This is a genomic window from Croceicoccus sp. BE223 (assembly GCF_031457155.1).
In the GTDB taxonomy this organism is placed as follows: Bacteria; Pseudomonadota; Alphaproteobacteria; order Sphingomonadales; family Sphingomonadaceae; genus Croceicoccus.
Genome location: NZ_JAVDWB010000008.1, coordinates 44,473 through 67,500, shown reverse-complemented (window position 1 = coordinate 67,500; position 23,028 = coordinate 44,473). Strand labels below are relative to the sequence as shown.

Genomic DNA, 23,028 nt, shown 5'->3' with positions numbered 1-23,028 from the left:
GGCGCAGCGAAAGCGAGTCTGAATAGGGCGCCAGAGTATGATGAATTAGACCCGAAACCCGGCGATCTAGGCATGACCAGATTGAAGGTGCGGTAACACGCACTGGAGGATCGAACCGTTGCATGTTGAAAAATGCTCGGATGAGTTGTGTTTAGGGGTGAAAGGCCAATCAAGCCGGGAAATAGCTGGTTCTCCGCGAAATCTATTGAGGTAGAGCGTCGGATGATTGCCGATGGGGGTAGAGCACTGGATGGGCTAGGGGGTCGCGAGATCTACCAAACCTAACCAAACTCCGAATACCATCGAGTCTAGTCCGGCAGACAGACGGCGGGTGCTAAGGTCCGTCGTCAAAAGGGAAACAGCCCTAACCTACAGCTAAGGTCCCCAAGTCATCACTAAGTGGGAAAGCATGTGGGAATCCCAAAACAACCAGGAGGTTGGCTTAGAAGCAGCCATCCTTTAAAGAAAGCGTAACAGCTCACTGGTCTAAACAAGGGTTCCTGCGGCGAAGATGTAACGGGGCTAAAGTGATGCACCGAAGCTTAGGGTTCAGAATTTATTCTGAGCGGTAGCGGAGCGTTCCGTAAGCGAGTGAAGCCGAAGGGTAACCGACGGTGGACGTATCGGAAGTGCGAATGCTGACATGAGTAGCGACAAACAGGGTGAGATGCCCTGTCGCCGAAAGACCAAGGGTTCCTACGCAATGCTAATCAGCGTAGGGTGAGCCGGCCCCTAAGACGAGCCCGAAGGGGGTAGTCGATGGGAACCACGTTAATATTCGTGGGCCTGGAGATGTGTGACGGATCGCGTAAGTTGTTCTTCCTTATCGGATTGGTAAGGGCAGCGAAGCGGTTCCAGGAAATAGCCTCTCCGTATAGACCGTACCCGAAACCGACACAGGTGGTCAGGTAGAGTATACCAAGGCGCTTGAGAGAAGTATCCTGAAGGAACTCGGCAAATTGCCTCCGTACCTTCGGAAGAAGGAGGCCCCATATCGACGCAAGTCTTTGTGGGGGGCACAGGCCAGGGGGTAGCGACTGTTTAGCAAAAACACAGCACTCTGCTAAGTCGGCTTCAAGACGACGTATAGGGTGTGACGCCTGCCCGGTGCTCGAAGGTTAAGAGGAGGAGTGCAAGCTCCGAATTGAAGCCCGAGTAAACGGCGGCCGTAACTATAACGGTCCTAAGGTAGCGAAATTCCTTGTCGGGTAAGTTCCGACCTGCACGAATGGCGTAACGACTTCCCCACTGTCTCCAGGATATGCTCAGCGAAATTGAATTCTCCGTGAAGATGCGGAGTACCCGCGGTTAGACGGAAAGACCCCGTGCACCTTTACTGCAGCTTCAGAGTGGCATTAGGAAAGAGTTGTGTAGCATAGGTGGGAGGCTTTGAAGCGACGGCGCCAGCTGTCGTGGAGCCATAGGTGAAATACCACCCTGCTGTTTTCTGATGTCTAACCACGCACCGTTAGCCGGTGTTGGGACCCTCTGTGGCGGGTAGTTTGACTGGGGCGGTCGCCTCCTAAAGAGTAACGGAGGCGCGCGATGGTAGGCTCAGGACGGTTGGAAACCGTCTGCAAGAGTGCAATGGCATAAGCCTGCCTGACTGCGAGACTGACGAGTCGAGCAGAGACGAAAGTCGGTCATAGTGATCCGGTGGTCCCTCGTGGAAGGGCCATCGCTCAACGGATAAAAGGTACGCCGGGGATAACAGGCTGATGATTCCCAAGAGCTCATATCGACGGAATCGTTTGGCACCTCGATGTCGGCTCATCACATCCTGGGGCTGGAGCAGGTCCCAAGGGTTTGGCTGTTCGCCAATTAAAGTGGTACGTGAGCTGGGTTCAGAACGTCGCGAGACAGTTTGGTCCCTATCTGCCGTGGGCGTCGATACTTGAAAGGAGTTGCCCCTAGTACGAGAGGACCGGGGTGAACGTACCTCTGGTGTACCTGTCATCCTGCCAAGGGTGCCGCAGGGTAGCTATGTACGGACGGGATAACCGCTGAAAGCATCTAAGCGGGAAGCCTCCCTTAAGATTAGGTATCTTCGAACCGTCGTAGACCACGACGTTGATAGGCTGGGTGTGGAAGTGCAGTAATGCATGGAGCTAACCAGTCCTAATAGTTCTGATCGCGCTTGATGAATCCCACCATCAACGACAGGCCTGCACACCGCAGGCGCTCGTTGACCGGACGGTCATCCAGCCAGATCCCCTACATCACACAAGTGTGCATCGATTAAATACCGCGACACGCCCGCTCCATTGCTTGGTGGCCATGGCGTCTGTGACCCACCCGATCCCATCTCGAACTCGGCCGTGAAACCAGACAGCGCCGATGGTACTAACGCTTAAGCGTTGGAAGAGTAGGACGCCGCCAGGCATTGAAGCCGGCGTGAGCGCGAAAAACCCATTCACATCTCAAAACCACAAAGCCGCTGCCGGGAAACCGAGCGGCGGCTTTCTGGTCTCCCGGACATTCGTTCGGGACCAAGGCGCCCAACGAAGCCCCAAACGCTTCGATCCGCCCATGGCCCCACGCGCACAACCGCGCAACGGACAACGCCAAGGCGGAACAAAACACAGGCGCCAACACTGACGCGGGGTGGAGCAGTCCGGTAGCTCGTCAGGCTCATAACCTGAAGGTCGTTGGTTCAAATCCAACCCCCGCAACCAGTCCATCACACAACACACCAAGACTGAAAACGCGAGAGGACGGCGACAAGACGCGGCCTCACTGGCATGCCGTTCATTTTCAAGACGTCAGATCGCTCTCACCCGGACCCATCCTTGCAGCCATGCGTTACGGGCAGCACAGGAGACTCCAGTGACCATCACAATCAATGGCGAAAGCCATCCGTTGCCGCGTGATCCGCGGACCAGCCTGCTCGACTACGTGCGCGATCATCTCGGCCTTACAGGTTCGAAAAAGGGCTGCGACCATGGACAGTGCGGCGCGTGTACGATGATCGTCAACGGAAGGCGTATCAACGGTTGCTTGACGCTTGCGGTCATGCACGACGGAGACAGTGTCACGACGATCGAGGGCATCGGTACGATGGCCGCCCCCTCCGCCATGCAGAAGGCGTTTCTCGATCACGACGGCTATCAGTGCGGTTATTGCACCCCCGGGCAGATCTGTTCGGCAACGGCGCTGCTCGACGAGATTGCCGCCGGTTGGCCAAGTGACGACAGTGACGATCTCACCGCAAGGGTCGAGGCGACCGACGCCGAGATCCGCGAGCGCATGAGTGGCAATCTTTGCCGTTGCGGCGCCTATGCCAACATTCTTGCGGCCATCCGCGAAGTGGCGGGAGCGGCGGCATGAGAAGCTTCGATTATCAGCGCGCGGGAACCCTTGAGCACGCAGGCCAGCTTGTCGCTGAGGATGGGGCCAAGGCGATCGCGGGCGGCACGAATCTGCTCGACCTGATGAAACTGCAAGTCGAAACTCCCGAAACGATAGTCGACATCTCGCGCCTCGCACTGGATGGTATCGATGAGGTCGACGGTGGCGGGCTGCGTATCGGGGCGATGGTGACCAACACCGATACCGCTGTCGATCCGCGCGTGCGCGCCGATTACCCGATGCTCTCGCGAGCGATTCTGGCGGGCGCGACGCAGCAATTGCGCAACCGGGCGACCACCGGCGGCAATCTGTGCCAGCGGACCCGCTGCTACTATTTCACCAAGACCGACCAGCCCTGCAACAAGCGCGATCCGGGATCGGGCTGCGGAGCGATCGACGGCGTGGCCCGGTTGCATGCCGTGCTCGGGACCAGCGATCAATGCATCGCCACCTATCCGGGCGACATGGCCGTGGCGCTCGCGGCGCTGGATGCTACGGTGGATATCGCCTCTCCGAACGGTCGCAGCCGATCGGTGCCGGTCCGCAATTTCCATTGCCTGCCCGGCGACACGCCCTGGATCGAAAACGTTCTCGAACGGGGTGAGATCATCACCTCGGTCATCCTGCCTGCCCCGGTCGGCGGTAGGCAGGTCTATCGGAAGGTGCGCGAGCGATCGTCCTATGCCTTTGCCATGGTCTCGGTTGCCGCCATCGTCGATGTCGCGAACGGTCGCATCGCGCGGGCCGACCTCGCATTCGGGGGCCTGGCGCACAAGCCGTGGCATGATCCGCGCCTGTCCGATCTCCTCGTCGGCAAGGCTCCGGATCGAGCGCTGTTTGCCAAGGCCGCGGACCTCCTGCTCGAGGATGCGGTGAGCCAAGGCGAGAATGCCTTCAAGATACCGCTGGCGCGGCGCACGTTGATCGCCGTGCTCGCCCAGGCAACGGGAGAGGTCTCATGACCGCGCACCTCAAGTTCGACAAGCCCGACAATCGCAACGTCCTCGACACGACGGTGCAGGGCGTGATCGGTCAGCCGCTGAACCGTCCCGACGGTCTGGCTAAAGTGACTGGCTCTGCCTCCTATGCCGCCGAATACGATCTCGATGGCTGCCTTCAGGGCGTGCTCGTCACCGCGCCGTTCACGCGCGGTCACGTGACGGCAATCGACAAGGTGGGCGCGCTGGCGATGCCCGGGGTCGTAGCGGTGATCGACGATCCGCGCCTGACCCGCCGCGCATCGCAGGGGAGCACCTACGAAGCGCCGAAGGCGGGCGCATGCAAAGTCGATTATCATGGACAGCCTGTCGCCCTCGTCGTCGCCGAGACTTTCGAGCAGGCGCGCGACGCGGCCATGCGGATCGGTCTTGAGTACGAGGCCGACGACCTTGCCGACATTCCGCTCGATCCCGACAAGGCGGATGCCAAGCCCAAGAAGGGCGGCACCGACATGGGCGACCTCGCCCAGGCGATGAGCACCGCTGCGCACAGCGTAGATCTTGAATTCACCACCGAAGGCCATGCCTCGGCGGCGATGGAGATGCATGCCGCGACCGCTGACTGGGACGGCAAGGTCCTCACCGTCAGGGCGGCGCTGCAGATGCTGAACTACAACATCGCGCAGATGGCCAAGGCCATGGACATGAAGCAGGAGCAGATCCGCCTCCTCTCGCCCTATGTCGGCGGCGGCTTCGGGTCGAAGCTGGGCATTACCGAGGAGACCGTTGCCGCGGGGGTCGCGGCGATGGAACTGGGCAGGCCGGTCCGCGTGGTGATGAGCCGGCAGCAGGTGTTCGGTGCGGTCATCCGGCGCTCCGAAACCCGCCAGCGGCTACGGCTTGCCGCCGATGCGGACGGCAGGCTCGTCGGTTTCGGGCACGAAGCGCTCGTCTCCAACCTTCCGGGCGAGAGATTTGCCGAACCCGTGCTGCAATCGAGCCATTTCCTTTACTCTGCCGAGAATCGCCTGCTGAGGCTGGATGTTGCACGGGTCCATCGCATGACGGCCGGTTCCGTGCGCGCGCCGGGGGAGGCGGTGGGGATGCCGACGCTCGAGGTGGCGATGGACGCGCTGGCCGAAAAGGTTGGCATCGACCCCATCGAACTGCGCCTGCGCAACATCCCTGAGCGCGACCCCGAATCCGGGAAGCCCTTCACTTCGCACAAGCTGGCCGAATGCCTGACCCAGGGCGCCAAGGCCTTCGGGTGGGAGAGCGGACCACGCGCGCCGCGCCTGCGCCGCGAAGGCGAATGGTGGATCGGCACCGGCGTTGCCAGCGGCGCGCGCGCCCATTTCTTCGAGGCGGCGCAGGTGCGGGTCACGCTGAATGCGGACGGCACCGCGCTGGTCGAAACCGACATGACGGACATCGGCACCGGCACTTACGCGGTGCTGTCGCAGGTGGTCGGCGAGATGCTGGGCCTGTCGCCCGAAGACGTCCAGGTCGACCTCGGCGACACGCGCCACCCGCGCGGCCCGGGTTCGGGCGGAAGCTGGGGCGCGGCATCCACCGGCTCGGCGGCGTTCCTGGCCTGCGAGACGCTGCGCAGGGCGATCGCGACGAAGGCCGGGGTCGATCCCGAAACGATGCAGCTCAAGGACGGTCGCGTCGTCGATGGTCCGGCACTGGCCGACGTACTCGGCAACGAAAGTCTCAGCGAGACCGGCCACTTCGAGCCGGGCGATATCGAGAACGATTATACCGCCTCGGGCTTCGGTGCGTTCTTTGCCGAAGTCCGCGTCAACGACGTGACCGGTGAAGTGCGCGTGGATCGCATGCTGGGCGCGTTCGGTTTCGGGCGGGTGCTCAACGCCAAGACGGCGCGCTCGCAGTGCCTTGGGGGTCTTGTCTGGAGCATCGGTGTCGCGTTGACCGAAGGACTGCTGTTCGATCCGAACGACGGCCATGTCGTCAACGGCGATCTGGCCGAATACCATGTGCCCGTCAACCGCGACGTCGGCGACATGGAGGTGCTGATGATTGAGGAGCGCGACGGAGGTGCAAGCCCGATCCAAGCCAAGGGCATCGGCGAACTGGGCATGTGCGGCGGGGCGGCAGCGATCGCCAACGCGATCTACAACGCCTGCGGCGCGCGCGTGTACGATTTCCCGATGACGCCGGATCGCGTGCTGGCCGCGTTGCCCGAATAGATCGGCCAAAAAGGGGCGGCGCGCCGGCCGCCCCTTGTCGTCGTTACGATCAGTCCTTCGGACCGTAGGCGAGCAGGACGTTGCCCGGCATCTTGCCGGCAAAGCCATAGCCCGACGTGATGTAGAGCATGCCCTTGTAGGGCATCGGTGCCGAGCCGCCGCTCATCGAACCGCCTTTCCCCTTCGCACCGTTCAGCGCGGTGACCTCGCCCGTCGTGTCGATGTCCCAGACGACCGAGCCGTCCTTCGCCGAATAGGCGCGCACGTGCCCGTCGTTGCTGCCCGCAAAGACGAGATCCGGAGTCATCGAAATGGCCGCGGAATAACCGGGGTGGCAAAATTCCTTGCCGTTGCAGATGTCCTTGGCAGGTGCCGTCCAGACATATTCGCCGGTCCCGATGTCGAGCGCGAACATGCCGGGGTTGGGCGCGATGTCGTAGGTGTTCCCATCCGGCACGTCGGAGACCGGCACGTACAGCACGCCGTCATGCGCCGCCATGCCGAAATGGATGCCGCCGACGACGCCGCCGCGCCCGACTTGGTTCTTCCAGACCAGTTTGCCGCTGTCGGGATCGACGCCATAGGCGATGCTGGACTTTTGGCCGAGCAGGATCATGTCCTTGCCGGCCTTGCTCTTGGCGAGGATCGGGTTGACGCCGAAATCGAAATCGGGGCCGTCCTCCTCGGGGCAATTCGACTTGTCCTTTTCCTCGCAAGAGCCGTTCCAGGCATCGCCGGCCAGGGCCTGATAATGCCAGGCGATCCTGCCATCGGCCATGTCGAGCGCAACAACGGCATCGCTCAGCTCAGTTGCCGGTCCGGTGTAATTGTCCCCGGTCGCGACGTAGACCCGCTTGCGCTTTTCATCGACGGTCACCGCCGACCAAACCGGCACGCCGGAGGGGCCGTTCAGCACCTTGCCCGTGACGCTGCGATGCTGCGGCTTGGGTTCGGGCACGAGATAGGTGCGCCACTTGATCTTGCCGGTCTTGGCATCGACCGCGATCACCGATCCGCGGAAAGTGCAGCAGTCGTAGCTCGGCGTCCCGGCCTGGCCTTCCTCCAGCGAGGAGACGGGCACGTAGAGGGTGCCATCGTGATAGGTCGGCGCGCCGGTCAGCACGACGGACCCATGGTCCTCGGCCTTGAAACGCCAGACGAGCTTGCCGGTCATCGCCTCGATCGCATAGGCATTGCCCGACACGTCGCCGAAGAAGGCGAGCGGGTTGGCCGCCGGGTCGCCCGCGTCGAACGGCTGCACCGTGATGCCGGTGCGCACTTCCGAGCTGGTTTCGAATTCCCAGCGCTGGCACCCGCTCTTCTGGTCGAGCGCCCGGACGAGGTTGTCCTGCGCTCCGAAGATCACCGATCCGCCGACGAAGGCGGGTTGCGACCGGATGCGCGTGGCATTGGGGATCGCCACGGCCCATTTCCGTTCGAGATCGTTGACGTTCGACGCGTCGATCCCCGCCTTGTCGGCCGGGATGAAGTGCGTCTGGCCCGGATCGACGCCCCAATGCGGATAGGCCGTCGGTTGGGCGCGATCGAACATGGCGGCGGGGCCGGTGCAGGCGGGGATCGGCACTGGCGCGCTCGTGCCCATCGGCCGCCCGGCGATGTATTCCGAAATCGCCTTCTTCTCGCCATCGTCGAGGCCGGCGGCCATCGGCACCATCACGCCCTGGGTCAGCGCCTTGTAGATCGCCTCCGGCGTCATCTGGCGCAGGATGTAGAGGATCGGCGCGCGCGCCACGCCGTTTTCGTGGCACGATGCGCAAGTGCCTTCCCAGACTTCCTGTCCCTTGGCCGCGATCGCGGGATCGATCAAACGCGCGTCGCGGTAGTGTTCCGCCGCGGCGCCCGCCGGGTCGTTCATCGCCGGTGCCGCATAGAGGCTGCTGCCGAGTGCGAAAGCGCCGCTGAGCGCCACGCCGCCAAGCACGAGCGCACGCCGCGCCATCGATTGCATGCTGACCATCCCGTCCATCTCCCAATGGCTATTTGTCGGGCTCGCCGGTGACAGCGGGGAAGGACACTCCCACGGCTTTGGCGACCCTGTTGCCGCGCAGATGACCATTCCAGCGCGTGCAGGGCAACCCGTTAATAGATCAGGTGCACGAAGGTCCGGGCTTGCGTCAGGCAGGCGTTCCGATTGCCGCTTTACGGTGGCCGGGGTGCGGGTTTAGTCTGCGGATCAAGCTGGGGCCGCGAAACTAAGGGGGCCAGGCCATGCCGATCGAGGTCGATGCCGACCAGCGCAAGCGCGAGGTGGTCGAAGCCGCGCACGCGCTCATCCTGGAAGGGGGACTGGGCGCGGTTACGGTCCGCAGCCTTGCCGCGCGGCTGGATTGCAGCACAACGGCCATCACCCACTATTTTGCGGACAAGTCGGACATCGTGCTGGCCAGCTATCGTCACTCGGTGGCCCGCGCGACCGAGCGGCGGAGCCGGGCCGCGAATCTGGGACTGGAAGGACAGTTCGAGGCGATCCTTCCGCTCGAACAGGAAAGCCGCGACGACTGGCTGATCTACATCGCCTTCTGGCCTATGGCGCTCCACGATCCGGTGCTGAAGACCGAACAGCGCATGGGCAACCGGAAGCTGACCGCCTTCGTCGAGGAAGGACTGGTCAAGGGCAACCACTTGCCGGCATCGACCAGCGATGACGAGCGGCACGCGATAGCCGGCCGTATCGTGGCCGCGATCTACGGCGTGGCGATCCAGGCGATCTTCGATCCCGAAGACTGGCCTGCCGAGCGCCAGCGCGAGGCGCTGCGCCGCTCGCTGGCCTGCTGGCTGCCCGCCCCCGCCTGATCCCCAAAGCTCAGATCCGGCGCGCGACGCGGTCTCCTTCGCGGATCGCTTCCAGCGCCGATCGCGGCGAGATGACGTCGCCGGCGAGGAACGTGGGCGCGATGCCCTCGCATTCGGCGCGCAACATGTCGTTCGACCGGGGCGGCGCGCCGGACACGATGAAGTCGTAGGACGCGCGGGTTCGTTCGCCCGACGCGGCGTGGACGACGGTGGCCTCTCCTTGCGCCACTTCGACCAGCTTGCTCATTGTCAACAGCCGGGTGCCGGCGCGCAGCATGCGGGCGAGCAGGTCGTTCATGTGCGTGAAGCCGAGATTGGGGCCGAACACCTGGAACGGGGTGACGACGGTGACGGTGGCGCCGCGATCGACCAGCGATTCGAGCACCAGCGCGGATTCGTAGCTGCCGCGCAGATCGACCATCAAAGCGCGGGTTCCGGCCATGTCGAATCTCTGCCCCTCGTATTCGCCGCGCGCCGCTTCGTCCGATGACAGCACCACGATCGAGCCGTCGTCGCGGCAGGTGAGCCCGCCCTGCGGCTGCGCGCCGGTGGCGAGAATGATGGCATCGGGCGCTTCGGCCCGAATGTAGTCGGCATCGACGACGGTCTGCAGTCGAACCTCGACGGGCAGATCGGCCATCTCCTGTTCGATCCAGGCGGTCGCCGACAGGAGGTTGCTGGCAGCGCCCATCGCGCCGACCATGTTGAGCCGCCCGCCGAGCACCGGTCCGCCTTCGGCCAGCACCACGCGGTGGCCGCGTCGCGCCGCGATCTCGGCCGCCTTCATCCCGGCGGGGCCGCCGCCGACGACCAGGACGTGCTTGGGCTCTGTCGGCACAGCGTCCATCCGGCGCAGCCGGTTTTCCTCGCCCACCTCGGGGTTCTGGAAGCAGGTGATCGGATAGCGGGCGCGATCGATGCAGCCCTGGTTGGCGCCGGTGCAGGTGCGGATCCGGGCCCCTTGTCCCGTCATCAGCTTCCTGACGAGGTCCGGGTCGGCGATCTGGGCGCGGGTCATGCCGACCATGTCGCAATCTCCGGCCTGCAGCGCCCCTTCGGCAAGGTCGGGTGTCGGGATCCTGCCGACGCCGATGACCGGGATGGTCGCATTGATCGCATCGCGCAGCGCGCGGGTGAGGGGGAGCCAGCGGCCGAACTTGTGGCGATACGATCCGATCGCCTGCGCGTAGTGCGATCCGCCCTGGCCCTCCGAATGGTTGAGGTAATCGAACACGCCCGTCCTGACGAACTCGACGGTATATTCGCGGCACTTGTCCGGCCCGACGCCGCCCTTTTCCGGCGGCACCAGATCGTCTGCCGAGGTGCGGAAGCCCAGCACCTTGTCCGGCCCGATGGCCGCGCGCACCCGGCGCGCCAGTTCGGTGGTGAAGGCGAGAGGATCGCCCCAGCGATCGGTGCGGCGATTGAACATCGGCGTGAAGCTCTGCTGGATGAGGTAGCCGTGGGTGCCGTGCAGTTCGACCCCGTCCATCCCGTTCTCGACCGCGATTTGCGCGGTGCGGCAGAACGCCTCGATCACCGTTTCGACCTCGGCGTCGGTCATCGCGTGGCCGATCTCGCCTTCGCTGTTGACCCGCTGGCTCCAGCCCCACAGCGGGTGCAAATCGGGCCGGACCGAGGAGATCGACTGCATGCCATAGTGGAAGAGCTGCGAGATCGCGGTGGTGCCGTGGGCGTGCAGGCGGCGCGAAAGTTCGCGGAACTTGCGCGCCATGTCGCCCTCTTCGTAATTGAAGTGGTTCAACAGCCCGCTGCTTTCATGCACGTGCATCGCCGTCAGCACGACCATCCCCGCTCCGCCCTCGGCGCGTCGTTCCTGGTAGGCGATGTAGCGTTCGCCGTTTGATCCCGGCTGGAAGAAATCGAGGTAGGCCGCGTGGGCGGTGGATACCACGCGGTTGCGCACCTCGACCGGGCCCAGTCGGATGGGTTCGAGCAGTTTCATGATCCGTCTCCAGCGCCTTTTTATGTAACACTTGTCTTACATCGCCGCCTGCATAGGCGTCACCTGTAAAAAAGGCGCAGGCACGCGGGAGAATGCGTGCCTGCGCCAGCAGGGTAGCTCGTGTTTGTGTCCGCGATCAGTAGCGGTAGGTGACCTGCAACTGCACCGTGCGCGGCGTGTTGGCGTAGCCGCGCTGGTCGGCAAGCTTGCCGCCCGCAGTGCCGGTGCCCGAACCCGTCGAGGGGGCGTCGAGCGCGCCCGACACGACGAACTGGTTGGTGAGGTTCTTGCCGATCAGGCCCAGTTCCCATCCCGCGTCGCTGCGCAGGAACAGGCTCGCGTCGAGATTGACGTACTTGTCCTGGGTCGCGATCGGATTGGCGAAAGGCGATGCGTTGTAGCTGCTCGAATAACGGGCGTCGCTGGCAAGCCCGAGCGTCATGCCGTCGGACAGCGGCGCTTCGTAGGCAAAGCCCAGCGACCCGGTCCACTTGGGCGCCATTGCCATCCGCACGCCCGCCAGGTCCTGCCCGAGCAGACCGTCGAAGGCGTTGAAGGTCAGCGTGCAGCCCTGCGCCGGGGTCTGCCCGGTGACGCAAGGCGCGGCGAATTCGACGTACTTGGCATCGTTGTAGTTGATCGAGCCGTGCAGCGACAGCTCGGGCACGGCCCGGGGCGCGAATTCGAACGACAGCTCCGCACCCTTGGTCCGGGCCGAACCGGCGTTGCCGGTCACGAAGCGGAAGGTCTGGGCCTCGAAGAAGTCCACCTGCAGGTCGGTGTACTTGTAATTGTAGAGCGCCAGGTCGAGCCGCAGCTGGTTGTCGGCCACCGTCGCCTTGACGCCGCCCTCGAACCCCTTGGCCTTTTCCGGCTCGAAGTCGAGATCCTCGGCAAGGCTGGCGTTGGTATAGGTGCTCTCGTTCGAGAAGCCGCCCGACTTGTACCCCGCCTTGTAGCCGAAATAGACGTTGAGCTCGCGCGTCGGCTTGTACGCGATGGTTACTTCGGGCGTCCAGTCGGTGAAGGTCTGCTTGGTGTTGATCGGCTCCAGCTCGCGATAGGCGATACCGGGGCGGATGAACGGGTGGATGAAGAAGCTGTCCTTCGTCTCGTGGGTGTAGCGCACGCCGCCCGAAAGTTCGATCTCGCGGATCGGGTTCCACACGGCCTGCGCGAAGGGCGAGACCGTCTCGCCGTCGGTGGTCGAATACTTGCTGAACGCCATGTAGCGGTTGGTCGGACTCTCGTTGCTCTTGAGCACGTTGCCGAACAGGACGTTCTGGTCGGCCGTCAGGCTGGAATCCTGGTAGAGCACGCCGACCATTGCGTTGAGCGGGCCGTCGTATTGCGTCTGGGCGCGGAACTCGCCGCTGAACGCCTTCCACTTCTCGAACGAACCGACGTAGATCTGCGTCACGCGCTGCTGGTAGTCGGAGTCCGAGAACCAGCGGTTGCGCTGGTTCTGGTAGTTGAGCACCGCGGTCAGCACCACGTCGCCAAGGTCGTAGTTGGTGTTGTTGGTCACCTGGAACGACTTGTAGGTCGCGCCGACCTTGCCGCCTTCGTAGGCGTAGGGGAACACCTCGCCGACTTCGGGCGGAGCGTCGTTGTGATAGACCTTCCATTTACGCTCGCACGGAACGCCCGGCATCAACGTCGAAAATCCGGTGGCGCAGGAAAAGACGATGTTGTTCCAGCCGGGATCGTTGGCGCGGTTGTAGCTCACCGATGCTTTGGTCACGCTGTTGAAATCGGAGCTCGGCTCGAACTTCAACGAGGCGCGTCCCGTGAATTCCTTTTCCTGAGGTGACTTGCGCGCGGAGGCCGGACCGACGGTGTCGAAAGTGTCGCCGGTGTCGAGATCGGTGAAGGTCAGCGGCTGGTCGGTCGCATAGTTGGTGGCGTAGCCGCCCCACATCTTCGCACCGCGAACGGCCAGGCGCGCCGACAGCGTATCGGTCAGCGGACCAGAGATGATCTGTTCGATGAAGGCCCGCTTGCCGCGGAATTCGTAACCGGCGCGGGTCGATCCCTCGAACTGGTCGGTCGGGTCGGCGGTGGTGATGGAGATCACGCCCGCCGTGGCGTTCTTGCCGAAGAACAGGGCCTGCGGCCCCTTCAGCACTTCGATCCGGGCGAGGTCGAAGAACCCTTCGTTGAGGATGCGGCCGTTGCCGTAGTAGACGCCGTCGACGATGATCGCGGTGGAGCTTTCGATGCCCAGCGCCGATGCCGGGGTGCCGATGCCGCGCAGCGTGATCTGCGCGCCCGAACCGGTGGTCGCCTTGCCGACCTGCAGGTTGGGGGTGGAAGCGGCGATCCGCTCGATGCTGGAGATGTCGTAGCGCTGGATCTGTTCCGGCGCGAAGGCGGTGACCGCGACCGGAATGTCCTGCGCCGATTCGGCCTTCTTGCGCGCGGTGACGATGATTTCGCTGAGGCCGCCTTCGCGCTGCGTCGGCGCGGAGTTGGTCGTGCTGTCCGTCTGCACCGCGGTCGGGTCCGTTTGCGCCATGGCGGGCGCGGCGAACGCGATCGCGGAGATTGACGCCGCGAGCGCGGCGCGATGCAAGACGGTTCTCTGATGGCGATTCATGTCCCTCTCCCTCAACCCGATATCGGCGTTATGTCGCCAATTTATAAGTCACTCTCACTTTTACCAGGTAGGATGAAGCGAGCGTCCTCACGGCACTTGGGCTGTCGGGCATGGATGCATCGACGCAGCCTGTGCCCTACCCCCAAGGCCGCTTCATTTCTGACTCTTTCACCAGTCCGATGCAAGCAAAACATGCACGCCTGACTTTTATTTTCTGGTGGCCTCGCTTATGAAGGGGCGAACCGTAAGGCAAACTATGTGGCGGCGCAGGTCTTTTGCTGCTGGAAAATGAGCAAAATTCATTAGTTTCGCGGATGGGTTGAGGACAGGCGGCGTCGACGCCGCGGGAAGGCCGGTGGCGGGTGAGCGATTACGATGCCGTGGTGATAGGCGCGGGTGGCGCAGGTCTCGCCGCGGCGCTGACCCTGACCGAATCGGGTGGGCGCGTCCTGCTGGTGGAGGCTGCCGAGAAGGTCGGCGGATCGACCGCGCTGTCGGGCGGTGTCTTCTATGCTGCGGGTACGTCCGTTCAGCGCGAGGCGGGGATCGAGGGCGACACGCCCGATGACATGTACCGCTACTACATGACCTTGAACCAGTACAAGCCCGAGCCCGCGCTGGTGCATCGCCTCTGCCACGAAGCCGCGCCTGCGTTCGAATGGCTGCGCGAGCTGGGCGTGACCTTTCGCACCGAAGATCTCTATGCGTCGGGCGTCGACAAGATCCGGCGCGGCCACCGGGCGGCGGGACACGGGGCCGAGATCGTCGAGGTGCTCGAGGGCCATCTTTCCACGCGGGGCGCGGATGTCGCGGTGTCGACGCGGGTCGATGGCTTCTTGATGGCGGATGGCGCATGCCGCGGCATCGTCGTCGGCGGCGATCCGGTCACTGCGGACGCCGTCATCGTCGCCACCGGCGGGTTTGGGGCCGATCCGGATATGCTGGCAGAGCTTTATCCCGATGCCGTGCTGCACGGCGACCGGCACTGGTACATCGGGTCACCGCATTGCCGGGGCGACGGGTTGACCCTCGCGCTCGACGCCGGCGGCGAACTGACGCCCCGCAATCGCGGCTTGCTGCTGCTGACGCCGGGCTTCGCGCGCGATCTGGAAAGCTACCTGCCGGGCTGGCTGATGATGGTGAACCGGCAAGGGCATCGCTTCGTCGACGAAACGATCGAATACTCGGTTCTCGCCACCGTGCTGCGCGAGCAGGACGGGCGCGAGTGCTGGGCGATCCTCGACGAGGATGCGCGGCTCGCCTCCGCCAGCACGGATTACCGGCCCGCACCCAACTGGCACGGCGACCGCTTGCTCGACCATGTCGCGGCGGGCACGCTTCTCACCGGCGCGACGCTAGAAGAACTGGCCGCTCGCTGCGCGCTGCCCGCCGATGCGGTGGTGACCGCTGCCGCACGCTATTCCGCGATGGCCGACGCGGGCGAAGACCGGGACTATTTCAAACCCGCGGCCATGCTGCACCCGGTTCGGCGAGGGCCTTTCTACGCGGCGAAGGTCAATGCCGCGATCGTCTGCTGGACCGGAGTGGGCATCCGCATCGATGCCGAAGCGCGCGTGCTGGCGCGCGACGGCAGGCCGATCCCAGGCCTGTTCGCGGCCGGGGAAACCACCGGCGGCATGCACGGGGATTGTTACGCCGCGGGCGGCGCCTCCATTGCCAACGCCATCGTCTTCGGCCGCATCGCGGGGCGCAATGCCGCCCTATCCGCTAGGCAGCGTGCCGGCCAGCCGGGAGAGATCGCACCATGAAAACGATCACCGTCGACCTTCTCGTCGCGGGCAGCGGCGCTGCCGGGCTGACCGCCGCCGTCACCGCGCGGCTGGCCGGGCTGGATGTCCTGGTGGTCGAAAAGGAAGCTGTCTTCGGCGGCACCACCGCCACGTCAGGCGGGGTTCTGTGGGTGCCGGGCAACCATCATTCGCCGGCGGTGCAGCAAACGACCGGGATTGCCGATTCGATCGACGATGCCCGCGCCTACCTGATCGAGGAGACGGGCAACCATATCGAGCGCGAGCGGGTCGAGACGTACCTCGACGTCGCGCCGCGCATGGTCCGCTTCCTCGAGGACGAAACCGAGGTGAAGTTCTACGGGATGGACTATCCCGATTACCATTCGGAAAGCGCGTACAGTTCCACCGTGCGTTCGATCGGCACCGTCGATTACGAGGCGCGGCGGATGGGCAAGGATCTCGCGCGGCTCAAGAATCAGCTGCCGCAGACGCTGTTCATGGGATTTGCCGTCGGTTCGGGGGTCGAGATGATCGCCTTCATGAAGGCGGGGCGGTCGATCAGGGCGGCCGGGTTCGTCGCCAAGAAGCTGGGCAAGCACTTCCTCGACATCGCGCGGTACGGCGAAGGGCAGCAGGTTGTGCGCGGGCGGGCGCTCGTCGCCCGGCTGGCACGCTCGCTGTTCGATCTCGGCACTCCGCTGTGGACGCAAAGTCCGTTGAGACACCTCGTCAGCCAAGACGGCCGGATCGTGGCGGCCGACGTCGAGACCGCCGACGGCCCTGTCCGCGTCGAAGTGCGCAGGGGCGTCGTTCTCGCCTGCGGCGGCTTTCCGCAGGATCCCGAACGCCGGGCGCAGGCCTTTCCCGCCCCGGCAGGCCATCGCGACCACCGCAACCCCGCCGCCCCGGGAAACACCGGCGACGGGACGCGGCTGGCCGAAAGCGTAGGCGGGACTTTCAGCAACGAGGTGTCCCACCCCGCGGCGTGGATGCCGGTCTCCGTCCTGCCCGAAAGCGAGGATTTCACCGGCGTCTGGCCGCACCTCGTCGATCGCCAGAAGCCCGGCTTCATCTCGGTCACCGCCGACGGCAAGCGGTTCTGCGACGAGAGCAGCGCCTATCACGATTATGTGCCCGAATTGATCAAGGCCTGCGCCGGCAAGGACAAGGCCGAGGCGTGGCTGGTCGGCGACGCCGCGGCGGTCAGAAAGTGGGGCATCGGTCTCGCCCGGCCATTTCCGATTCCCCATGGCAATCTCGTTCGCAGCGGTTATTTGAAGCGGGCCGAAAGCCTGCGCGAACTGGCCACAGCATGCGGCATCGACCCTGCCGGGCTGGAGGCGACGGTCGCCCGCTTCAATGCCGGAGCGCGGGCGGGCGTCGATCCGGAATTCGGACGCGGCGACCGCGTCTACGACCGCTACCAGGGCGATCCCGAGCATGGCCCCAATCCCTGCCTCGGCCCGCTCGAGCAGGCGCCGTTCTACGCAGTGCGGATCGAAGCCGGGATCATCGGGACGTTCGCCGGCCTGATGACCGATAGCAACGCACAAGTCCTCCGGGCCGACGGGACACCAATCGAGGGCCTTTATGCGGTGGGCAACGATCAGAAGAGCGTCTTTGCCGGGGCCTATCCGGGGGCCGGGGCGACGCTCGGCCCGGCGATGACCTTCGGCTACATCGCCGGTCGCCACGCCGCGGGCCTGCCGGCCTGATCGGGGCGGGGCCGGTCAGGCGACCATGGCCTCCACCGCCTCGCGCATGATCTTGCCACTGGCGCTGCGCGGAAATTCGGCGTCGTTGACGAAGCGCACGCCGCGCGGCTGCTTGTAGCCGGCCAGGTTCGCACGGCACATCGCGATGACCGCCGCTTCGTCCAGCGTGTCGCAATTGCGGGCGATCACCGCGACCGGCACTTCGCCCCATTTGGCGTCGGGCCGGCGCACGACGATGGCGTCGATGACCCGCGGGTCCGCCAGCAGCACCCGCTCGATCTCGGCGGGGTAGATGTTCTCTCCACCCGACTTGATCAGGTACTTGGCCCGGCCGACGAAGTGGAAGCCGTCGTCCTCCTCGCGGAACAGATCGCCCATACGGTACCATCCGTCGCGGAAGGCATCGACGTTGGCCTCGGGATTGTTCCAGTAGCCGCTGAACAGCGTCGGGCTGCGCAGCCATGCCTCGCCCGGCTGGCCGCGCTCGACATCGTGCCCCTCGGCATCGCAGAGACGCAGGTCAGTCAGCATCGACAGATTCTTGGGATAGCGGCCCGGGGCGGTCCCCGGCGCGATCAGGTTGGCGGACAGGGGCGGCATCCCGGTTTCGGTCGCGCCGAAGCTGTCGAGATAGCTCGCGTCCAGCCTCGTGGTGATCGCCGCGATCGTCGCGGCAGGGACGAGATCGGGCATGCAGCCGACGACCTTCACGCCCCGGATCACGGGCGCGCGGCGCTCCAGTTCCTCCAGCACCGGCTCGATCGTGGCGGGGATCAGCAGCAGCCAGCCGATCCGGAACTCCTCCAGCGCGTCGACAATGGCGGCGGGGCTGAAGCTGGTGGTGACGATGACCGGGCCGCCGCCCATCAGCGTCGCGAGGCTGTGCTCGGTGCCGCCCATGTGGAACATCGGCGCCCAGGCGACATATCCGTCGCTGCCGTCCAGCCCCACGTCGATGCGCAGCACGCAGGCTCGCCACACTTCGGCGCGCTGGCCGATCAGCGCCGCCTTCGGGAGGCCGGTCGTGCCGCTGGTATAGATGATGAGCAGGCCGTCGTCGCCGGTCCCGACATGGGGCGAGGGGCCGGCGGCGGGCACCTCCTCGATCGCGCAGACCGGCACGGCCCCGGCGGCGGCATCGGCCATCGCGCGGTGCTGATCGCTGGCGACGACCAGGCGCGGAGAGACGAGTCGGATGCAGTGCTGCAATTCGGGCAGAGCCAGCCGCCAGTTCTGGCAGGCGGCGATGGCCCCGATCCGCGCGCAGGCAAGGTGGAGGGCGAGATATTCCCAGCGGTTCTCCGACAGGATGGCCACCCGATCGCCGCGCTTCACGCCGCGGGCATGAAGCCCCGCGGCAAACCGGTCGACCTTGTCCAGCAGCTCGGCATAGCGCAGCCGCAACGCGCCTTGGGCAATGGCCAGCGCATCGGGCGCGACCCGCGCGCGGACGGCGAAAAGGTCGTAGACGGCGGGCTCACCCGGCGTCGGCAGCGCTCCGGTCATCGTCTCGCATCCTCAGTTCCACTTCGGCCATCAGCACGCTTCTGCCGGGCCCATTGTCCTCTTGCGCGACGCGCAGGTCCAGCCGCGCGGTTTCGCCCTCTATCTCCACCGTCGCGATTGCCGTGTCGCCGGACATGACGTTGCCCAGGAATGCGGCGTCGAGCGAAGCCGGGGTTGCGCCGGGTGCCGCGTCTTCGAGCGCGGTCAGCAGGTAGGCAAGGTTGGCAGGGCCGGGGTTGACCGTGCGCGGCCCGAAGCCCAGCGCCTCCGCCGTGGCGGGGTCGAGATGGATCGGGTTGTCATCACCGAGGATCGCGCACCATTCGCGCATGGCGGCGGTGTCGATGCCGGCGAAGCTGCGGCTGGTGCTCATGCCGGCACCGGCACGATCGTCGTTGTCTCGACCCGCGCGCAGCATCCGGCATCGTCGCTGATCGCGAAGGCGAGAATGAGGTGATCCGCCGCGCCGAACCGTCGGCTGCGTTTTCGGGCCAATCCGGCAAGGCTCGCCTCGATCGCATAGGTTCGGCCGATCGCCAGCGGGCGGTCCCATTCCACCCGGCAGCGGCCCAGCACCGGTCCGGTCTCGAAACCGAGCCCGCACGCCTCGAACAGGGCGCGCACCGGCACGCCCGCCCCGCCGAGCGCGACGGCGAGGGCAAATCCGGCGTGCGCCTCGCCCCCTTTTGCCGGGCCCGCCCCGGCGAGGCGGCGCAGCCGCGCGTCGGCGGCGGCGTCGATCAGGTAGCGGCCGCGGGACAGGACCGTTCCGATCGCGGGAGGAGATCTGTCGGGGAAGGGGTTCAATTCACCGTCCGTTGCGCTAGCTTGCCGCTATCCGGTGCAATGTCTCGCGCCGCAGGTCAACAAAATAAGTGGCGCTCGTTTATTTCGCGCCAGCCGTGAAGCCGCGATGGAGGGGCCATGCCCGAAGCAGTCAATACCGAGGATGGTGAAACCGGCCAGCCGCGCGTCGCTTGGCGACGGCGCAAGAGCGCGCGGCCGCAGGAAATCGTCGATGCCGCGACACGGCTGCTCGAGGAGGAGGGAACCGCCAACCTCTCGATGGCGCAGATCGCGCGCCGGGCCGGCGTTTCCGAAGCGACGCTCTACAAGTACTACGACAGCAAGCAGGCGCTGCTCGGCGAGGTGTTCGTGCAGTGGGCCCGGCCCTTCGTCAGCCGCCTGGCCGAGGAACTGCCCTCGATCACCGGTCTTCATTCCCAGCTTTCGCTGGTCGCCCTGCGTTTCCTCAAGGGCATGGAAGACACGCCGCGGCTGCACCTCATCTACTACCGCGAGATCCGCTGGACCGATTATCGAGGCTCCTCGCTGCACCGGCTCAATCACGATTTCGCGCGCGCTATCGTCGACGCGGTGGAGGCGGCGATCGCGCGGGGCGAGGTCCGGGCCGATGTCGTTCCAGCCATGGTGCGCGACGCGATCTTCGGCGGGCTGGAGCATATCGCGATGCGCACGATCTTTGCCGGGCGGACCATCGACGCGGCGGGCGAAGTGTCGCGCTACATCGATTTCGTCATGCACGGCATCGCCGCCCCTACAGTCGAGGGCGGCCAGGATGCGGCGGGAGAGGCGGCGCGGCTTAAGGCGCAGATCGACCGGCTCGAAGGGTTGCTGGGCGGGATGGGCAAGCCCTAATCAGTCGTCCTTACCCCGGCTCTCGGGGCGGCTGGGCTAGAGCAGGGGCAACTCGCCCGCTTCTTCGCGCCGAGGCGAGGCTCCGCCGTCGAGCTTCGAGAGCGTCAGCCCCATCAGCCGGATCGGGCGCGACAGCGGCAGCACGTCCTCGAGCAGGGCATGGCCAAGCCGCGCGAACTCGGCCTTGTCGGCCACCGGTCGATTCAGGGTCGTCGCCCGGCTCATCAGCGTGAAATCGTTGTATTTCAGTTTCATCGTCACGGTCCGGCCGATCGCCTGCGCATGCTCGATCCGGTCCCACACGATATCGACGATGCGGTCCATCGCCTCGCGCAAGTCGTCGGGGCGGGAGATGTCCTCGTGGAAGGTGCGTTCCCCGCCGACCGACTTGCGGACCCGGTGGGCGCGCACCTGGCGCAAGTCGATCCCACGCGCGGCGCGATAGAGGTATTCGGCGAAGCTGCCGAAATGGGCGCGCAGGAACGGCAGGTCCCTGGCGGCAAGGTCGGCCCCGGTTTCAATTCCCAGCCGCGCCATCTTCTCCGCGCCCTTGGGCCCCACGCCGTGGAAACGCTTGATCGGCAGGCCGGCCACGAAGGCGGCGCCTTCACCCGGACGAATCACGCACAGGCCGTCGGGCTTGTTCTGGTCGCTGGCCAGCTTGGCGAGGAACTTGTTGTAGGAAACCCCCGCGCTCGCGGTCAGCCGGGTTTCCTCTTGGATCCGGCGGCGGATGTCCTGCGCGATGCGCGTGGCGCTGCCCATCCCGCGCAGGTCCTCGGTCACGTCGAGATAGGCCTCGTCCAGCGACAGCGGCTCGACCAGCGGGGTATAGTCGCGGAAGATCGCGCGGATCTGCTGGCTCACCTCGCGGTAGACGTCGAAGCGCGACTTGCGAAAGACGAGGTCCGGGCAGAGCCGCTGGGCCGTGACCGACGGCATGGCGGAGCGGACGCCGAAGCGCCGCGCCTCGTAGCTGGCGGCGGCCACGACCCCGCGGCCCGACGAACCGCCGACCGCCACCGGCTTGCCGCGCAGCGAGGGATCGTCGCGCTGTTCGACGCTCGCGAAGAAGGCGTCCATGTCGACATGGATGATCTTGCGAAGGCCCTGCGCCTCGCCATCCTCGTCGTCGAACTCTTCGTCGCTGCTGCTCACGAGCGCCTGTCTATCGCAAAGCGCGGGATTCTGTGAGTCTGGCCGCTGGTCGAAAAAGGGAACGAATGGTTATTGTGCACTGCGGCAGATAGGCGCAAGGGAAACCAATGTTGCGTCTTCCCAAGCCTCCCGCCGAACTCAGCCGCACCGAATTCACCGTCCTCCTGGCGCTGGTCATGGCGCTCCAGGCGCTGGGGATCGATGCGATGCTGCCGGCGCTGGGCGACATCGCCCGCGATCTGAACGTCACTGACCCCAACGACCGGCAACTCGTCGTCGGCACTTACCTGATGGGCATGGGGCTGGGCGCGCTGATCTTCGGCTTCCTGGCCGATCGCTTCGGGCGCAAGCCGGTGATCCTGGGCGGCATCGGGACCTATTGCCTGTTCGATTTCGGCTGCATCATCATCAACGACTTCAATGCGCTGCTGGCGTTTCGCTTCGCCAACGGCATGGTCGCGTCTGCGGGCAGCGTGGTCGCCAACGCCATCGTGCGGGACCGGTTCGAAGGTGACGAGATGGCCCGCGTCGTTTCGCTCATCGCGGTGGTCTTCATGGTCGTGCCGGTCCTTGCGCCCACGATCGGGCAGGCGATCCTGCTGGTTGCCGGCTGGCGCTCGATTTTCGGCCTGATGTTCGGGGTCGGCGTGGTGATGTTCCTGTGGGTCCTGTTTCGGCTTCCGGAATCGATGGCCGACCATCATCGCCAGCCGATTTCGGTCAAGCGCATCGCCCACAACTTCAGGCAGGTGATGATCAATCGCGACGCCTTCGGCTATATCTTCGGCGCAACGCTCGTGTTCGGCGGGCTCTACGGCTACATCAACTGTGCCGAACAGCTGGTCGGCGAGCACTTCGCGCTGGGCGAGAAGTTTGCCTACGTCTTCGGCGGCATGGCGATCTTCATGGCCCTCGCCAATTTCGTCAATTCGCGCATCGTCGAACGCTTCGGCGCGCGGCGGGTCAGCCATACCGCGCTGCTGGTCTTCGTGCTGACCGGCGCGCTGCAGTGGCTGGCAGCGACGTTCGCGCCGGACAACTTCTGGCTCTTCGCCCCGCTGATGACCGTGAACCTCGCCCTGATCGGTTTCCTCGGCGCGAACACCAGCTCGATCGCGTTGCAGCCCTTCCAGCATTTTGCGGGTTCGGCGTCCTCGTTGCAGACGACGGTGAGGGTGGGCGGCGGCGCGGTGCTGGGCGCGATCATCGGTGCCGCCTACGACGGGACGGCGCGGCCGCTGGGCATGGCTCTGTTCCTCAGCTCGCTGCTCGGCCTTCTCATGATCGCCTACAGCGAGCGGTGGAAGCTGTTCCGCCGCCGCAAGGCCGAAGTGCCGCAAGTCGCCGACTGACCCGGCAAA

General features: G+C 65.2%; 15 protein-coding genes, 1 tRNA gene and 2 rRNA genes (1 of these 18 only partly in view). 11 read left to right on the top strand and 7 right to left on the bottom strand.

Going from position 1 to position 23,028, the window contains the following annotated elements; all coding sequences use genetic code 11:
* The 6 genes from J2X37_RS14810 to J2X37_RS14785 all read left to right on the top strand — a co-directional run.
* Nucleotides 1-2,142, top strand: a 23S ribosomal RNA gene (locus tag J2X37_RS14810); it begins 651 nt to the left of the window's first position.
* Nucleotides 2,143-2,267: 125 nt separating this feature from the next.
* Nucleotides 2,268-2,382, top strand: a 5S ribosomal RNA gene (gene rrf, locus J2X37_RS14805).
* 216 nt (nucleotides 2,383-2,598) lie between these two features.
* Nucleotides 2,599-2,675 (top strand) — tRNA-Met (locus tag J2X37_RS14800).
* Nucleotides 2,676-2,826: 151 nt separating this feature from the next.
* Nucleotides 2,827-3,327, top strand: coding sequence for a 2Fe-2S iron-sulfur cluster-binding protein (locus J2X37_RS14795; RefSeq protein ID WP_310022743.1), 501 nt, complete (start codon nucleotides 2,827-2,829; stop codon nucleotides 3,325-3,327).
* Nucleotides 3,324-4,310, top strand: a complete 987-nt coding sequence (locus J2X37_RS14790) for a xanthine dehydrogenase family protein subunit M (RefSeq protein ID WP_310022741.1) — start codon at nucleotides 3,324-3,326, stop codon at nucleotides 4,308-4,310. The genes J2X37_RS14795 and J2X37_RS14790 overlap by 4 nt, the downstream gene beginning before the upstream one ends.
* Nucleotides 4,307-6,499 carry a xanthine dehydrogenase family protein molybdopterin-binding subunit gene (locus J2X37_RS14785; RefSeq protein ID WP_310022739.1) on the top strand — a complete coding sequence of 731 codons (2,193 nt, stop codon included), beginning with the start codon at nucleotides 4,307-4,309 and terminating at the stop codon, nucleotides 6,497-6,499. The genes J2X37_RS14790 and J2X37_RS14785 overlap by 4 nt, the downstream gene beginning before the upstream one ends.
* Before the next feature lie 49 nt (nucleotides 6,500-6,548).
* Here J2X37_RS14785 and J2X37_RS14780 read toward each other — a convergent pair whose 3' ends face one another.
* On the bottom strand, nucleotides 6,549-8,486 hold the full coding sequence (locus J2X37_RS14780; protein WP_310022738.1) for a PQQ-binding-like beta-propeller repeat protein: 1,938 nt from the start codon (nucleotides 8,484-8,486) through the stop codon (nucleotides 6,549-6,551).
* 242 nt (nucleotides 8,487-8,728) lie between these two features.
* On the opposite strand from J2X37_RS14780, the gene J2X37_RS14775 reads away from it, so the two are divergent.
* Complete coding sequence (locus J2X37_RS14775; RefSeq protein ID WP_310022737.1) at nucleotides 8,729-9,313, top strand: TetR/AcrR family transcriptional regulator; 585 nt, start codon at nucleotides 8,729-8,731, stop codon at nucleotides 9,311-9,313.
* 10 nt (nucleotides 9,314-9,323) lie between these two features.
* On the opposite strand, the gene J2X37_RS14770 is transcribed toward J2X37_RS14775, so the two are convergent.
* A complete protein-coding gene (locus J2X37_RS14770) occupies nucleotides 9,324-11,279 on the bottom strand; it encodes an FAD-dependent oxidoreductase (protein ID WP_310022734.1) in 1,956 nt (651 codons plus the stop codon).
* A gap of 136 nt (nucleotides 11,280-11,415) precedes the next feature.
* Nucleotides 11,416-13,878: a TonB-dependent receptor gene (locus J2X37_RS14765; RefSeq protein WP_310022732.1), complete on the bottom strand. Its 2,463-nt coding sequence runs from the start codon at nucleotides 13,876-13,878 to the stop codon at nucleotides 11,416-11,418.
* A gap of 362 nt (nucleotides 13,879-14,240) precedes the next feature.
* Between J2X37_RS14765 and J2X37_RS14760 the strand changes: the two genes are divergently transcribed.
* Together J2X37_RS14760 and J2X37_RS14755 are read left to right on the top strand one after the other, a co-directional pair.
* Nucleotides 14,241-15,647 (top strand): FAD-dependent oxidoreductase, encoded by a 1,407-nt coding sequence (locus J2X37_RS14760; RefSeq protein ID WP_310022729.1) that lies wholly within the window; start codon nucleotides 14,241-14,243, stop codon nucleotides 15,645-15,647.
* Nucleotides 15,644-17,344: an FAD-dependent oxidoreductase gene (locus J2X37_RS14755; protein WP_310022726.1), complete on the top strand. Its 1,701-nt coding sequence runs from the start codon at nucleotides 15,644-15,646 to the stop codon at nucleotides 17,342-17,344. The genes J2X37_RS14760 and J2X37_RS14755 overlap by 4 nt, the downstream gene beginning before the upstream one ends.
* Before the next feature lie 15 nt (nucleotides 17,345-17,359).
* Here the strand turns inward: J2X37_RS14755 and J2X37_RS14750 are convergent, their stop codons facing one another.
* The 3 genes from J2X37_RS14750 to J2X37_RS14740 are packed head-to-tail and all read right to left on the bottom strand — an operon-like array spanning nucleotide 17,360 to nucleotide 19,657.
* A complete protein-coding gene (locus J2X37_RS14750) occupies nucleotides 17,360-18,850 on the bottom strand; it encodes an AMP-binding protein (protein WP_310022723.1) in 1,491 nt (496 codons plus the stop codon).
* Nucleotides 18,822-19,223 carry a MaoC family dehydratase gene (locus J2X37_RS14745; protein WP_310022719.1) on the bottom strand — a complete coding sequence of 134 codons (402 nt, stop codon included), beginning with the start codon at nucleotides 19,221-19,223 and terminating at the stop codon, nucleotides 18,822-18,824. The genes J2X37_RS14750 and J2X37_RS14745 overlap by 29 nt, the downstream gene beginning before the upstream one ends.
* Nucleotides 19,220-19,657 (bottom strand): hypothetical protein, encoded by a 438-nt coding sequence (locus tag J2X37_RS14740; protein WP_310022716.1) that lies wholly within the window; start codon nucleotides 19,655-19,657, stop codon nucleotides 19,220-19,222. Before J2X37_RS14740 ends, J2X37_RS14745 begins: the two co-directional genes overlap by 4 nt.
* A 117-nt stretch (nucleotides 19,658-19,774) precedes the next feature.
* Between J2X37_RS14740 and J2X37_RS14735 the strand changes: the two genes are divergently transcribed.
* Nucleotides 19,775-20,509 carry a TetR/AcrR family transcriptional regulator gene (locus J2X37_RS14735; RefSeq protein ID WP_310022713.1) on the top strand — a complete coding sequence of 245 codons (735 nt, stop codon included), beginning with the start codon at nucleotides 19,775-19,777 and terminating at the stop codon, nucleotides 20,507-20,509.
* 36 nt (nucleotides 20,510-20,545) lie between these two features.
* Here J2X37_RS14735 and dinB read toward each other — a convergent pair whose 3' ends face one another.
* The gene (gene dinB / locus J2X37_RS14730; protein ID WP_310022710.1) at nucleotides 20,546-21,667 is read right to left on the bottom strand and encodes a DNA polymerase IV; all 1,122 of its coding nucleotides are present in this window, start codon (nucleotides 21,665-21,667) and stop codon (nucleotides 20,546-20,548) included.
* 107 nt (nucleotides 21,668-21,774) lie between these two features.
* On the opposite strand from dinB, the gene J2X37_RS14725 reads away from it, so the two are divergent.
* Nucleotides 21,775-23,019, top strand: coding sequence for a multidrug effflux MFS transporter (locus tag J2X37_RS14725; protein ID WP_310022707.1), 1,245 nt, complete (start codon nucleotides 21,775-21,777; stop codon nucleotides 23,017-23,019).
* Nucleotides 23,020-23,028: the final 9 nt, after the last annotated feature.